Origin of the sequence: Cohnella baijiui (assembly GCF_020731285.1) — a bacterium.
GTDB lineage: Bacteria > Bacillota > Bacilli > Paenibacillales > Paenibacillaceae > Cohnella.
Window position 1 is genome coordinate 26973 of record NZ_JAJFOW010000051.1, and the last position, 14600, is coordinate 41572.

The window sequence follows — 14600 nt, forward strand, 5'->3', positions numbered from 1 at the left end:
AGCGGGGGAGGGATCGAGGATGAAGCGGCGGATGCGGGCGGGAGCACATGTTCTAGGGACTGCGGCGATCGCCGGCCTGCTGCTGATCGCGGGATGCGGCGCGGACGAGGAGCCGAGGCAAGGCGCGCCGTCCGGCTCGTCCGCGGCGGTCCGGCTCCCTCCGTACGTGATCAAATGGTATTTGCCCGGACATCCGCAAGCGGACGGGCGCCGCGTGCTGGACGAGATGAACCGGATCCTGCGTACGAAAATCAACGCGACCGTCGATCTGACATGGATCGACGAGGCGCATTACGCGGACGAGCTCGAAGCCGTTTTGGCTTCCGGAGCGAAGGCCGATCTCGTTTTCCTCTCGTACCGGAAGGACGATTTTGCCGCGCACGCGCGCGCGGGCGAGCTTCGGGATCTGACGAATCTGCTCTCCCGATACGGATCGGGCATTCGGGAGCAGGTCCCGGATTACGCTTGGGATGCCGCCCGCGTGGATGGCCGGTTGTACGGGATCGTCAACGTGCAGCTTTGGACGAAGAAGCCGGCGATTCGGGTATCCAGGGAGATGGCCGATATGTTCGATCTCCAGGCGCTGAACATCCGCGACTTGGGCGATCTGACCCCTTTTCTGGACAAGGCGATGTCTTACGAAGGCGCTCAAAAGTTCGGATTTCGAGCCGACGCGTCAGCCGATTACCCGTCCGCATACGAAGCGGCGCTGGGCATCGAATCGCTGGGCGAGGGCAATCCGGCCGTCGCGACGGAAGAGGACGGACGCCTTCGGGCCGTCAATCTGTACGGACAGCCGTCGTATGTCCGCTATTTGCAGCTGATGCACGAGTGGTACGACAAAGGGTGGATCCGCAAGGACGCGCCGACGATCGTCGACGATGCGGCGGATGTCGCCGCAGATCGGTATATCGCGACGCCGGCTTCCGATTGGTCGGACGACGCCGACAGTCGATACGTAATTCAGCCGATCGCCGGCCCGGCAAAAATCGGTAACGAATCGATCGGCAGCTCGCTGACGGCCATTCCCCAAAGCTCGGCGGATCCGGCGCGGGCGCTCATGCTGTGCAATTTGCTCTATTCCGATCCGCAGTTGTACAGCCTGATGAGCTACGGTATCGAGGGCGTGCACTACAATCTGGTTGACGGCGACTACGCCGAGCCGATCGCGGATAGCGGCTACCATGCGGATGCGGGCTGGCGGTTCGGCAACCCCTTTCGCGCGCTCCCCCGTGCCCATCGGGAGAAGGCCTGGCTGCAGGCCGGACCGGCGCGCAACGCCGAGGCGCCGCGCTCCCCGCTGCTCGGCTTTCATTTCGATCCGTCCGACGTCCGGGAAGAGCTGGCGCGGTGCGCCTCGGTGATGGGCAAGCACCGGGCCGGGCTGGTTACGGGGGCGGTCGATCCCGACGAAGCGCTCCCCGCGCTGAATCGCGAATTGCGGCAGGCGGGCATCGACCGACTGATCGCCGAGGCGCAGCGGCAGCTCGATCAATGGGCGGCTTCCCGCGCCTAATTCGGCAAGAACCGTAGGGCCTGCCCTCCAGATATGCTATAATGGCAAAAGAACGGACTCCTCGACGAGGGGTCATCTTTTGTTGAGAGGCTGCGCGATGCCGCCTCTCGCTTTCATTCTCCCCGGCAAGCGCGGGTTCGCCCTCTTTCATGAGGACGGCGAAGCCGTTTTTTGCTTGCTCGCGGGAAGGGCACGACAGCCAGAGGAGGTAGACGGGTGTCATTTTCCTGGAAAAAGAACTTGTACGTCTTGTGGCTGGGCGTCTTTTTTTGCAGCACGGCTTACTCCATCTCCATTCCGTTCATCCCGCTGTTTCTCCGTCACGATCTCGGTGTCTCCACCCATCTCGAGCTGTGGTCCGGCTTCGCGTTCGGCATCACGTTTCTCGCCAGCGCGCTGATCGCGCCCTACTGGGGCTCGCTCGCCGACAAGTATGGACGCAAGCCGATGCTTATCCGCTCCGGATACAGCCTGGCCGCGCTGTACGTCCTTACCTATTTCGTGCACGATCCGTACCTGTTTCTCGTCCTCCGCGTGTTTCAGGGTCTGTTGGCCGGCTACGTTCCCGCCTCGATCGCGCTCGTGGCGACCAACACGCCGGAGGAAAAGTCGGGCTACGCGCTCGGCGTCATGGCGACGTCCGGCGCCACGGGCAGCATTCTCGGCCCGCTCGTCGGCGGTTTCGTGAGCCACCTGATAGGCAACCGGGAGGCGTTTCTCTTTTCGGGCGGGGTGGTGCTCGTGGCGGCGCTGATCGCCACCTTTCTGGTCCGCGAGGACAAGTTCAATCGTTCGGGCAAACGGTCCAGCATCCGCGACGATCTGAAGCACGCGCTTCATAACCGCACGTTCGTCAACCTGCTTCTCCTGGTCGGGATCAGCAGCTTTTCGGTGATGATCCTGGAGCCGCTGCTGACCGTCTACGTCCTGGAGATCGGCGGCAGCCAGCACGACGCGTCCTTGCAGTCCGGCATTATTTTCTCGGCCGTCGGGATCGCCACGCTCATCGCGGCGCCGCAGTGGGGACGCTTCGGGCAGCGCTTCGGTTTTATGAAAGTGCTGATCATCGGGCTGCTAGGCGGCGGCCTCGGCAACTTGCTGCAATTTTTCGTGGGCCACTATGCCGAGTTCGGCGCGCTCCGCTTCGTCTACGGCTTGTTCTTCGCGGGCGTCTACCCGGCGCTGAACGCGATGATCGTGCGCGTTACCGAGCCGGCGTTCCGCGGACGGGCGTTCAGCCTCAGCCAGTCCTCCACGCAGCTCGCGACGATGCTCGGACCGATGGTCGGCGGCGCGCTCGCCGGGTGGATCCCGATCCGCTGGATTTTCGTCGTTAACGGCGCCATCCTGCTCCTGTCCGCCGTCCTTCTCTTTCGCCAGCGCGGGCTGGACCGCCGGGTGGAGGCATCGTCCGGGACCGCCGTCTGACGCTTCCGCGCATTAGCGGCGCAACGAATCGCATCTCTCGCGGATGCGATTCGATGCTATAATAGGGCATTGACGCTAGCGATTTCACACTGTCCGGGATGGGAGTCCTCATGACCATTTTTCTGACCATTTTGCGCGACAACGTCCTGCCCATCTCCCTCTTGATCGGCATTGGCATCGTGCTCCAGCGCAGCTTCAATCTGGATATCCGGACGCTGTCCAAGCTGAACTTCTACTTGTTTTCGCCGGCTATCATGTTCAAGCTCCTGTACGGAACCGCGATCTCGCTGCAGCTGTTCGGTCAAGTGATCCTCTTTTTCGTCCTCTTCATGGCATTGCAGTACGGCATGGTCGAAGCGGCCGTGCGCCTTAGGCGGTACGGTCCCGGGATGCGCAGCGCGATGCGCAACAGCGTGCTGTTCTACAACAGCGCCAATTACGGCATTCCGCTGAACCAGTTGGCCTTCGCCAACAATCCGTACACGCTTTCGGTCCAAGTGCTCATCATGATGATGCAGTCGCTCATCCCCAATACGTACGGCGTCTACAACGTCAACGCGCACAAGGCCGACTGGCGGGAAATCCGCCGCGTCATCCTGTCGATGCCGGTCATCTACGTTATTCCGATCGCGCTGGTGATGCGGTATTTCGGCGTGCCGCTGCCGGATTCGGCCGGGACGGCCGTGGAGTACTTGTCGAACGCCTTTATCGGCACGGCGCTCATCACCTTGGGCGTCCAGCTCGGCAGCATGTCGTGGACGATCCGGCGCGCGATGCTTGCAGACGTCGGTACCGCCGTCCTGCTGCGTCTCGTCGGCGGCCCGCTGCTGGCCTGGGCGACCGTCACGCTGATGGGGATGGACGGCCTCATGGCGGCCGCCCTGATCGTCTCGTCCGCCGTGCCGACCTCGCTCAGCAGCGTGCTGCTCGCCGTCGAGTTCGACAACGAGCCCGAATTCGCATCCCAGGCGGTATTCGTCTCGACCGTGCTCAGCACCGTGACGGTCGCGGTCGTCATCGCGCTGCTCGGGATCTGACGCGCCGGCTGCAACCTTTCGTCCTCCTCTCGCGTCCAGAATGTAAAGCTGGGAAAATGAGGGGGATCCGCATGCGTTTGCGAAGAAAAGGCGCCGCCGCTTTGGCGGCTCTGCTCCTGCTGCTGGCGATCGTCGGACTGGCCGGCTGCGGGGAACAGGGGACGAAGACGGGGGCGCAGCCACCTGCCTCCTCTTCGTCCGGCGAGCCGCTGCCGGAGGCGAAGGCGGAAGAGGACTTTCCGCAGCCGCCGCCGCTGCGGGTGACGGCGGGCGCCGCTACGTTCGAAGCGCCGCTTGGCAGCTATTGCTGGAGTTCGGAGGGGCGCGGGGTATGCGCGGATATGCCCTATCCGCCGAAGCTGGCGGAGGCGGGCGCGTCCGTTGCCGTGCAGGCGGGCGAGATCGTAAAGCTGGCGTTCGATCGGGCGCCGACTTCGCTGCAGCTCTCGATAGATCGCGGGGGAGAGCTGGCCGAGTCGGTGGAAATCCGGGACGGCGGCTTTGCGGCGGCGGCGGGCAAACGGCTGTACGTCGTGAACGCGGAATGGCCGGAAGGCAGGGTCCCGTACTTCCTGGAGGTCGAAGGCAAGCCGGCGGTGGATACCGACAAAGCGGCCGCCTACCGGAAGATGGCATGGGACGTCTTGAGCGACACCGAGCGACGGCAAGTGACGGAGGACTGGCGGGAGGCAGCGGTCGAGCCGTATACGGATTCGACCGAGTGGCTCATCGCGCCGGATCCGAAGGGGCAAGCGAAGGCGGAAAAGACCGCGTCGCTCGAAGGAAAGCCGCTCGTCTCCGTCACCTTCCATACGGAAATGGATGCGCTCCTCGGCCCGCACGTGACGATTATCGATGCCGAGACAGACGAAATCGTCGGCTTTTTGCCGCGGATGTAGGGACGGCGCTCCGCCTGGCAGGCGGGGCGTCTTCTTTTTTGTCCCATTTTCGCATAGGTATGAGCATGGTTTACTTGCGAACAAGGCGACAGCGCGGGAGGTTAGCCATGCGGAGAAGATGGGGACGGCCATCGTTGTTTAACTGGAAATGGACGGCCCCGCCGAAGAGTTGGGGCCCGCGGCCGAGAGCGTGGGGGCCGCGGCTGCGGATGGGCGGCCCGCATGCGCCGAAGAGCAGGGGCTTTGTGGCGGGCGGCCGGAATCGGAAGACGGTAAGAGTCGGCGGCCCGCCGCCCTCCCAAGGGTGGGTGACCCGGCCGCGACGGCGGATGCGCCGCCGGCACTTTTGGCTGATCATGACGCTCATCTGCCTGTTTGTCACGATCCAGTCGTTTCTGTTCCTCGACCGCTACTTGCGACAGCCGCTCATGTTTTTGGCCAAGGTCAGAATCACGCAAATGGCGACCGAAGCGATCAACACGGCTATCACCGACAATATCGCCGCAGGCGCCGACAGCAGCAAGATGGTGCATTGGCAGACGGACGAGACGGGCAAGACGGCCGGGTTTTTAATCGACTACAAGGAACAAATGAAAATCACCGCGGAGACGGTGCGGGTCGTCGATGCGGCCCTGAAGGCGCAGGAGGCGATCCACGAGCGCATCCCGCTCGGCCACGCGATCGACAGTCCTTTTCTTTCCTCGCTCGGGCCAGCGGTGTCTGTCCGCTTCCATCCGATGAGCGCGGTGCTGGCCGAAGTGAGGACCCGGCAATCCAGCGCGGGCATCAATATGCTGCTCGTAGAGGTTTATATCCACATCAAGACCGACATCGCCATCGTCATTCCGTTCGACCGGGAGCCGAACACGATCGAGACCGACATCCCGCTTTCCTATCTGCTCGTCGTCGGGGATACGCCGATGTATTACTACGACGGAAAAGGCAATCCCGTCGGCAGCGGCGCTTCCCAGGCGCCCGCGCTCGCGCTGCCGAACGCGGCGCAAAGCGCCGGCGCTGCCCCGGGAGGCACGGCCGGCGGCGGGTCCCACGGGGAGAAAACGGACGGCGAGGCGGTCGACGGCCGCTCGTCCGGGGAGGCCGATTCGGCGAACGCCGGCACCGGCCGTTAAAGGGGCTTGCGGACGGCGTACGACTCCGCTATCGTGAGGAGAAGGATAGCGCGCGAATCAAGGCGCGCAAAGGAGCGTACCGGAGCCGAAATGGACAGACGCGAACGCGTGGATCCCGCCCGCCCGTCCGGGGACGGCAGCGGCCGGGTCATCGCCGATCACTTCGAGGAGCGCGACGACTACGAGGTGCGCCGGCCGGCGGGGATGGCCGACTGGATCATGATCTACACGCTGGCCGGCGAGGGGGGCATCGAGGTCGCCGGAGGCGTCGAAAGGCGGCAGTTCGCCGGAGACCTCGCCATCGTCAAAGGGGAATTTCCGCACCGCTACGGGACGCCGGACGGCGCGGTCTGGAACTTCCTTTGGGCCCACTTCGTACCGGGGGAAATGGCGTACCGCTGGAACGGACTCCCCGAAGCGTCCGAGGGGCTCGTCTTGCGCAGCGTGGCGTATCCGCAGCTGCGCAAGCGCATTCTTCGCGCCTTCCGGCGCGTCGTGCAGGATAGCCGGCAATCCGGGCTGCACGCCCAGCTGCTGGCGATGAACGCCCTCCAGGAAATGTTGCTCCTGCTCGAGCAGGAGCAGGCGCGGCCGCCCATGGATGCCCGCGTCGCGGAGACGCTGGATCTGTTGTCCGCCCGAATGAAGGAGCCGCTGCAAGTCGAGGAGCTCGCGCGCGCGGTCGGGCTGTCGGCCTCCCGGCTGTCCCATCTGTTCAAGGAGCAGACGGGCGCCTCGATCATCGACACGCTGAACCGGATGCGCCTGCGGCAGGCTGCCCTGCTCCTCCGGCACACGACCCGGCGCGCGGAGGACGTGGCCGGAGATGTCGGCTTCAACCACTACAACCACTTCGCTGCGCTGTTCAAAGCCGCCTACGGGAGCAGCCCGTCCGCCTACCGGCGGGATGGACATTGAACCGAACGAATGAGTCGCGATCCGCGATGGGGATTGCAGTTGTGGGGCCATCCGCCCGACTGCTATAATGAAGGCGCAACCGATTCCCGGCGGGTCCGCAGCGGGCCCGAGCCGGCATTTTACGATCCCGGAAAAGAGGTGTGTGGTTTGGAGCTGAGCGTCTCGCCATCCGCCGTTACCTGTTTTCAGCAAGAGTGGGGATACCGTCAAGGAGACCGCATTCGCATCTTCGTCCGCTATATTAGCGGCGGTACGGAGCCTTACGGCTTCGGCATCATGCTGGACGATCCGATGGACCCGGCGACGACGGTCGTCGCGGAGCGCATGACCTTCTACATGGAAAACAAGGACGTCTGGTTTTTGGACCAGAAGAAGCTGACCATCGACTGCAAGGAAGGCGACATCGTTTTCTTGGTCGGGGAGAAGTAACGGCATATCGAGAACTACGTGCGAAGACGGCGGACCCGTCTCGCGGCCGACGCCGCGAGCGGGTCCGTCTATTTTCGACGGATCAGAAAGTAAGTTCACCTATCCTTCGCTGTTCCGTCTCCGACAAAAACGTGCCGCCATCTTCCTTGAAGACGGCGAAGCCGTTTTTACTTGCCAATTAGAAGAGGCTGCCTCATAAGGTTGTAACGGGGCCCTAGAGTCAGCAGCGCGAGTTTCAATGCGGCTCAATTGACATCAATTGACGATCTTTCCACTCCTGACGGCTGCCTCGGACGCGTGGCCTTCTACGTGCTGGTTTCGAATGAATCAGTTGGGTTTTGGTGCAAATTCGTCGGATTCCTGCCGATGGTTCCCAACTCTGGCGTATGCCAATTGGCCTTGTTTGCGCTCGGTTCGGGGTCGCTCAGTCAATTAGTTGCATTCGTACATCTAATTAGGGCCATTTCAGGAGGGTGGAGCGGTTTACTTGTAAAAGTACATCTAATTTATCGTAAATCCGGCCTATACGCAGAAAACGGAGATTTAGTTGTACTTTTGCAACTAAGTGACCGTTAAGCAGGGAATATAGCAAAATTAGATGTACATTTGCATCTATATCATTGGATGCGGGATAGGTGACACGGAAAGCGGATTCCGGCGTTTGCTGCTTCGCGTCTTGTCGAAGGTAAGCTTGGAGGTCGGATGGTTTTCGCTTGCCCATCATTTTTGTCGAAGAAGAAAGCAGTGGATCGAAAGCGAGAAACGGCGGCGCAGGGATCATCTCCCCAAACACCGCCATTCCTTCGTATTCACACGTTTAGGGATGGAGGAGAACTGTCTGTCCTGTGAACAGACTTACCTTTGAGACTCCCTCTTTTAATAGGGCCTCCGATAAAAACGTGTCGCCATCTTCCTTGAAGACGGCGGAGCCGTGTTTACTTGGCTGAAAAATTATGTTCGTAAATGTTCGTTAATGTGTGTTATGATGAAATCGAACATAAACAAACGAGGAGGCTCCCCCATGGATATCCGGCACGCCACGCATCCGTCCGACGCCAAGCGCTACGACACCGCAGAGCTGCGCGCGCATTACTTGATCGAGAAGCTGTTCGAAGCCGATCGCGTCCGCATGACCTATTCGCACGAAGACCGTATGATCATCGGCGGCGCGCTGCCTGTGGAGATGACGCTGACGCTCGAAGCGGCCGACGCGCTGAAGACCGAGTATTTCCTGGAGCGCCGCGAGGTCGGCTTCGTCAACATCGGCGGAGACGCCGAAATTACGGTGGACGGCGAGCGCTTCGCGCTTGAGCGGCTTGACACTTTGTACGTGGGCAAAGGCGTCCGCGACGTGCGGCTCGCCAGCAAAGACGCCTCGGCGCCTGCGAAGCTGTACTTCTGCTCCGCGCTTGCCCATGCGTCCATACCGACCCGCAAGGTCTCGATCAAGGAAGCAAACACGCTCCATCTCGGGTCTCTGGAGACGTCCAACGAGCGCGACCTGAACCAGATCATCCATGCCGACGGGGTGCAGAGCTGCCAGCTCATGATGGGCATCACCCAGCTCAAGACCGGCAGCGTCTGGAACACGATGCCCTCGCACCTGCATGACCGGCGGATGGAGGCTTATCTCTATTTCGATCTGACGGACGACACGCGCGTCTTTCATTTGATGGGACAGCCCGAGGAGACCCGCCATCTGGTCGTCGCCAACGAGCAGGCCGTCATCTCGCCGAGCTGGTCCATCCATTCCGGCGCAGGTACCCGCCATTATTCGTTCATCTGGGCGATGGCCGGCGAGAACTATACGTTCAAGGACATGGACGCCGTCCCGATGGATCGGTTAAAGTAAAAAGCAACGACGCGCGAACGGGACGCGCATAGGGAGGAAACGGAAGATGCTGGCCGCCGCACGACACCAAGCGATATTGGAGAGGCTCCAGGAGAAGGGGAGCGTCCAGGTTTCGGACCTCAGCGAACGGATGGGGGTCACGCCGAAGACCATCCGCGAGGACCTCGAGAAGCTCGAGGAAAAAGGGCTGCTCGTCCGGACCCACGGGGGCGCGGTGTCGCCCGCGGAGGAAGCGGAGCCGCTGCTGCCGCTGCAGATTCCGAATACGAAGCATCTTTCCGAGAAAGAAGCGATCGCCGTCCACGCGCTGCGCTACATCCGGCAGGACGACGTCATCGCGCTCGACGCCGGCAGCACGACGCTCGAGATCGCGCGGCGCCTGCCGAACGAGCCGCTGACGGTGCTGACGAACGATCTGCACATCATGCGGGAGCTGATCGGCAAAGACCGGATCCGGCTCGTCGTGCCCGGCGGCTACCGCCAGCGCAACGTGCTGATCGGCAACGAGGCGCTCGACTGGCTCGCGAAGCTGAACGTGCAAAAGCTGTTCCTCTCCGCGACCGGCGTGCACGACAAATACGGGCTGACCGTGTTCACGGGCGAGCTGATCGAGCTCAAAAAAGCGTATCTCGCGAACGCCAAGGAAATTTACTGCGTCGCGGACCACAGCAAGTTCGGACGCGCGGCGCTGCTCACGTTCGCCGAGCTGAAGGATATCCATACGTTCATCACCGACGGCGGGCTGGACGACGAGTCCGTCCGCCGCTACGAAGAAGGAGGCGCGACGCGCATTGAAAGAGTTCTTTGATCTGACGGGCCGCGCGGCCGTCGTGACCGGCGCGGGCCGGGGCCTCGGACAGGCCATCGCGGTCGGCCTCGCCGAAGCGGGCGCCGACGTTCTGCTCGTCACGAACCGCACGCCGGCCGAGGAGACGAAGCGCCGGGTGGAGGCGGCAGGCAGACGCGCCGTTGCCGTTCAGGCGGACGTCGGCGACCGCGACCGGCTCGCGGGCATCGCCGACGCGGCGCTGGACGCCTTCGGCAAAATCGACATACTGGTCAACAACGCCGGCATCATCCGACGCACGCCGGCGGCCGAGCATGCCTACGCCGATTGGCAAGAAGTGCTCGACGTCAATCTGAACGCGGTATTCGTCCTGAGCCAGACGGTCGGCCGTACGATGATCGCCCAAGGCGCGGGCAAGATCATCAACGTGGCGTCCATGCTGAGCTTCCAGGGCGGCATCAACGTCCCGGGCTACACGGCTAGCAAACACGCAATCGCCGGCCTGACGAAGGCGCTGGCCAACGAGTGGGCGCCGAAGGGCATTCAGGTGAACGCCATCGCCCCCGGCTATATGAGCACGGACAACACGGAGGCGCTGCGCAACGACCCCGTCCGCAGCCGCCAAATTCTCGAGCGCATCCCGGCGGGCCGCTGGGGCGCCGACGAGGATTTGGCGGGCCCCGCCGTGTTCCTGGCGTCCCGCGCCTCGGACTATATGAACGGGCACGTCCTCTGCGTCGACGGCGGCTGGATGGTGCGCTAATCGGATATCGGAAACGGACGCCGAATCGGGCCGTTCCGGCTGTCACAGCAAGACGCTGGCGGCCGGGGCGGCTTTTGCTCGTCCTCCCGCCAAAGTTTTGCGAAGCATCAGGCAAGGCACGGCATCCCGCAGACTGCAAACCGCAAACCGCCATGAAACGAGAGTCCCGGCGCTCGAAACAGGGCGAGCCGCCCGCCGGATTGACAAGACCGGCCCGGAACCGGACAATGGCTATGGAAGACTTGATGGAACGGAGGGCATATCGATATGGCATCGACAGGACGAATTGCCGTCGTCGGCAGCATCAACATGGACATCGTCAACCAGATACGGGACTTTCCCCAGCCGGGCGAGACGATCCACGGCCGGGGGACGGCGTACCAGCCGGGCGGCAAGGGAGCGAACCAAGCTGTCGCGGCGGCCCGCGCCGGCGGACGGGTCCGGATGATCGGCGCGGTGGGCGAGGATCCGTTCGGGGGGACGCTGACCGGCTCGCTGCGGGAGGGCGGCGTGGACGCAGATGGCGTGCTCGTGAAGGAGGGCACCTCGGGGCTCGCGTTCATTACCGTGTCCGAGGCGGGGGAGAACCAGATTATCCTGTCCGCGGGGAGCAACGGCAAGCTGACCCCGGAAGACGTCGCCGGAGACAAGCTGAACGGGGTCGATCTCGTGCTCCTGCAGAACGAAATCCCGTGGGAGACGAACCGGCAGGTTATGGCGCTATGCCGTGACATCGGCGCCAAGATCATCTACAACCCGGCGCCTGCAGCTCCGATCCCGCAGGAGGCCTACCCGCTCATCGATACGCTCGTCGTCAACGAGACCGAAGCGGAGACGGTGACGGGCATTCCGGTGGACGGCATCGAGAGCGCGGCAAAAGCCGCCCGGGCGCTGACGGAGGCCGGTATCCGGCAAGTCATCGTCACGCTGGGCGGCAAGGGCTCTTACTATTCGAACGATCGCGGCGAAGCTTGGGAGACCCCGGCCTTTCGGGTCCGTCCGGTCGACACGACGGCGGCGGGCGATACGTTCATCGGCGCTTTCGCGACGGCGCGCGCCGATGGCCTGGAGACGCGGGAGGCGCTCCGGTTTGGCGCGGCTGCCGCGGCGATCGCAGTGACTCGGGCAGGCGCCCAGAGCTCGATCCCGTCGCGCGAAGAGATCGAGGATCTGCTGTCCCAATGACCGCCCCCGCCGGGTCGGCTCAGCTGTGCACGCGCAGGGAGCGCTGCTCCGCGCGCTCCCAGTTGCGCAGCAGCGGATAGGGATCGAATGCCCACTCGACGAGCCCGCGGTCGCGGTATACCCCATAATGGAGATGAGGCGGGAATTTGCCTTGCGTGCCCGGCTTGCCGTAGCCCGAGCTGCCCACCCATCCGATCAACTGGCCCGGGCGGACGACGTCGCCGGGCTTCAGGCTTTTCTCGAAGCCGGACAGATGCGCGTAGTAGTGATAGAGGTTGTCCAGGTCGCGGATGCCGATCCGCCAGCCGCCGTACCGGTTCCAGCCTTTGATCTCCACGACGCCGTAGGAGGTGCTGCGAACGGGGACGCCGTAGCCGGCGAAGATGTCCGTGCCTTCATGAATGCGCGCGCCGCCCCAGCCCCGCCGGTTGCCCCACGTGCTTCGATAGGCATAGACGGTCCCCTGCGGAAGCGGAAAGACGTGCTGGACCAGGTCGAGCTTGCCGAAGGTCCGGTACAGCTTGGAAAATTGCTGGATGCGCTGAACGGCCCGGGTATTGTGGTAATATTCCCACACGCCGATGGCGAAGTCGTCGCGCGTGCTTCCCTGCACCATGACGCGCCTGGCGACGGCGTAGAGCAGGTCGGCGTCGTTCGTCCGGTCGGCCCTTCCGTCGCCCGAGCCGTCCTGACCGATCCCCTGGAAGACGCGGATCGACAGCGGCTGCTTGTCGTTCTCGTCCGGATTGAGCGGTCCCGCCCACCGCTCTGGCGGAATGTACACGCCGCTGACCGCGCCTTCGCGCAGCGGCCGGGTTCGCGGATGCGCCCGGGACATCGTCCGCTCGTACTGGTCGATGGCCGCGAGGTCGTACCAAGCCAGCCCGGTCGCCAGGCCGATCCGGTCGTACAGCTCGCGCCGGGCCGGATACGGGTTCTGCGGCGCCTCGCTCTTCGCCGCGCGAGGGGCGGCCGACGCGCTCGCGGCATCCAGCAGAACGGCGGCCAGCGTCGCGGCGGCGGCCAGCCGGCGGAGCAGCGGGCCCCGGCCGCGGGCTTTCCCAGGTTGCTTCTGCATACGTTCCCCCTCCTTTTTTCGCATACGGCTAGGGTTTGCAAATCATTGGTTTTTATGTGATTCATGTTATAATGAAGGACAGAAAGCGGGGGAATACGTATGAAGACTAGCGCCAAGACGCCCAAACCCGACTGGCTTCGCATCAAGCTGACGACCGGGGAGAACTACCAGGAAATCAAGCAAATGATGAGCACGAAGAAGCTGCACACCGTCTGTGAAGAGGCGAGGTGCCCGAACATATACGAATGCTGGGCCAACCGAACGGCCACCTTTATGATCTTGGGAGACATCTGTACCCGCGCTTGCCGCTTCTGCGCGGTCAAGACGGGGCTTCCGACCGAGCTCGACCTGCAGGAGCCCGACCGGGTGGCCGAAGCCGCCGAGCAGATGAACCTGCAGCACTGCGTGGTCACGTCCGTGGCGCGGGACGACCTGAAGGACGGGGGGGCTTCGATCTTCGCCGCGACGATCAAGGCGATCCGCAAGCGATTGCCGTTCTGCAGCGTAGAGGTTTTGATCCCGGATTTCCAGGGCGACTGGGAAGCGCTGCGCATCGTCATGGACGCCAAGCCCGACATTTTGAACCACAACATCGAGACGGTCGAGCGCCTCTCCGACCGCGTCCGGGCGAAGGCGAAGTATCGGCGGTCGATCGAGCTGCTGCGCCAAGCCAAGCTTCAGCAGCCGGACATCCCCACCAAATCGAGCATCATGCTCGGCGTCGGGGAGATCTACGAAGAAGTCGTGCAGGCGATGGACGACCTGCGCGCGATCGATTGCGATATTTTGACGCTCGGCCAATACCTGCAGCCCAGCCCCGCGCATCTGGCCGTGGAGCGGTACGTCCACCCGGACGAATTCGCCAAGCTCAAGCAGGAGGGTCTCGCGCGCGGATTCTCGCATGTCGAGTCCGGTCCGATGGTGCGCAGCTCATACCATGCGCACGCGCAAGTGAAGTCCGCGGCCGCATCCGGCGCCACCGCGGCAGGCAAGGCCTAATCTAAGGGAGCCGGAAACGGCGTGGTGGAAGGAGGGCCTCTCGTGATTTACTGGGCCGGAGGAAACGCATACAAGCTCGTGCACGACCACAAAAGCGGCTGGAACGCCGAGGCGTTCCGGGAGCGATTCAGCGAAGTGCTCGAACGCTACGATTACGTGGTCGGCGACTGGGGCTACAGTCAACTTCGACTGAGAGGATTCTTCCGCGAGCAGCAGCCGAAGGCGTCCAGGGAGGCGCTCATCTCGAGCCTCGCCGACTATATCAACGAATACTGCAACTTCGGCTGCGCCTATTTCGTGCTCGAGAAGGCCGACCCGGCGACGATCCCGGAAGGGGCCGGGATTAAGCTGGAGGAGCTGCCGGCGGCGCCGGCCGGGGAACAGAGCGAAGGAGCGGAAGGCGATGCGGCGCCGGCGCCCCCGCTGTCGCCGGCCGCCGCGGCGGCTGCGGCCGCTGCCGCTTCGCCGAACGGCATCCTGCTCCGCTGGCCGCTGAAGGAGCGTCCCGGCGGTCGCGTGCCCGGGACGAGCCCATCGGCCGTGGCGCGCGCCGTCTCGGAGGGCGCGGAGCGCCGTGCC

Annotated in this window: 14 protein-coding genes; 13 read left to right on the forward strand and 1 reads right to left on the reverse strand. The window is 63.5% G+C overall.

Annotated elements, in window-relative coordinates; translation table 11 throughout:
- The first annotated feature begins 19 nt into the window (after positions 1 to 19).
- The 11 genes from LKX83_RS28620 to rbsK all read left to right on the forward strand — a co-directional run bounded on the left by LKX83_RS28620 (position 20) and on the right by rbsK (position 11944).
- A complete protein-coding gene (locus LKX83_RS28620) occupies positions 20 to 1516 on the forward strand; it encodes an ABC transporter substrate-binding protein (RefSeq protein ID WP_227886258.1) in 1497 nt (498 codons plus the stop codon).
- A gap of 216 nt (positions 1517 to 1732) precedes the next feature.
- The gene (locus LKX83_RS28625; protein WP_370639145.1) at positions 1733 to 2944 is read left to right on the forward strand and encodes an MFS transporter; all 1212 of its coding nucleotides are present in this window, start codon (positions 1733 to 1735) and stop codon (positions 2942 to 2944) included.
- A 110-nt stretch (positions 2945 to 3054) separates the two neighbouring features.
- The gene (locus tag LKX83_RS28630; RefSeq protein WP_227886260.1) at positions 3055 to 3981 is read left to right on the forward strand and encodes an AEC family transporter; all 927 of its coding nucleotides are present in this window, start codon (positions 3055 to 3057) and stop codon (positions 3979 to 3981) included.
- A 71-nt stretch (positions 3982 to 4052) separates the two neighbouring features.
- Positions 4053 to 4880 carry a hypothetical protein gene (locus tag LKX83_RS28635; RefSeq protein WP_227886261.1) on the forward strand — a complete coding sequence of 276 codons (828 nt, stop codon included), beginning with the start codon at positions 4053 to 4055 and terminating at the stop codon, positions 4878 to 4880.
- A 107-nt stretch (positions 4881 to 4987) separates the two neighbouring features.
- Positions 4988 to 6010 (forward strand): sporulation protein YunB, encoded by a 1023-nt coding sequence (gene yunB / locus LKX83_RS28640; protein ID WP_227886262.1) that lies wholly within the window; start codon positions 4988 to 4990, stop codon positions 6008 to 6010.
- A 90-nt stretch (positions 6011 to 6100) separates the two neighbouring features.
- Positions 6101 to 6928: a helix-turn-helix domain-containing protein gene (locus LKX83_RS28645; RefSeq protein WP_227886263.1), complete on the forward strand. Its 828-nt coding sequence runs from the start codon at positions 6101 to 6103 to the stop codon at positions 6926 to 6928.
- A 147-nt stretch (positions 6929 to 7075) separates the two neighbouring features.
- The gene (locus tag LKX83_RS28650; protein WP_227886264.1) at positions 7076 to 7357 is read left to right on the forward strand and encodes a HesB/YadR/YfhF family protein; all 282 of its coding nucleotides are present in this window, start codon (positions 7076 to 7078) and stop codon (positions 7355 to 7357) included.
- A gap of 1021 nt (positions 7358 to 8378) precedes the next feature.
- Positions 8379 to 9209: a 5-dehydro-4-deoxy-D-glucuronate isomerase gene (gene kduI, locus LKX83_RS28655; protein ID WP_227886265.1), complete on the forward strand. Its 831-nt coding sequence runs from the start codon at positions 8379 to 8381 to the stop codon at positions 9207 to 9209.
- A gap of 46 nt (positions 9210 to 9255) precedes the next feature.
- Entirely contained in the window at positions 9256 to 10017 is a 762-nt protein-coding gene (locus LKX83_RS28660; RefSeq protein ID WP_227886266.1) for a DeoR/GlpR family DNA-binding transcription regulator, read from the forward strand.
- On the forward strand, positions 10001 to 10759 hold the full coding sequence (gene kduD, locus LKX83_RS28665) for a 2-dehydro-3-deoxy-D-gluconate 5-dehydrogenase KduD (protein ID WP_227886267.1): 759 nt from the start codon (positions 10001 to 10003) through the stop codon (positions 10757 to 10759). The genes LKX83_RS28660 and kduD overlap by 17 nt, the downstream gene beginning before the upstream one ends.
- A 267-nt stretch (positions 10760 to 11026) precedes the next feature.
- Positions 11027 to 11944 carry a ribokinase gene (gene rbsK / locus LKX83_RS28670; protein ID WP_227886268.1) on the forward strand — a complete coding sequence of 306 codons (918 nt, stop codon included), beginning with the start codon at positions 11027 to 11029 and terminating at the stop codon, positions 11942 to 11944.
- Between the two features lie 19 nt (positions 11945 to 11963).
- Here the strand turns inward: rbsK and LKX83_RS28675 are convergent, their stop codons facing one another.
- Complete coding sequence (locus LKX83_RS28675) at positions 11964 to 13022, reverse strand: M23 family metallopeptidase (RefSeq protein ID WP_227886269.1); 1059 nt, start codon at positions 13020 to 13022, stop codon at positions 11964 to 11966.
- A gap of 99 nt (positions 13023 to 13121) precedes the next feature.
- Here LKX83_RS28675 and lipA point away from each other — a divergent pair, with 99 nt between their 5' ends.
- Positions 13122 to 14021, forward strand: a complete 900-nt coding sequence (gene lipA, locus LKX83_RS28680) for a lipoyl synthase (RefSeq protein ID WP_227886270.1) — start codon at positions 13122 to 13124, stop codon at positions 14019 to 14021.
- Between the two features lie 42 nt (positions 14022 to 14063).
- Positions 14064 to 14600 (forward strand): YutD family protein (locus LKX83_RS28685; RefSeq protein ID WP_227886271.1); only part of this gene is annotated, 537 nt, incomplete at its 3' end.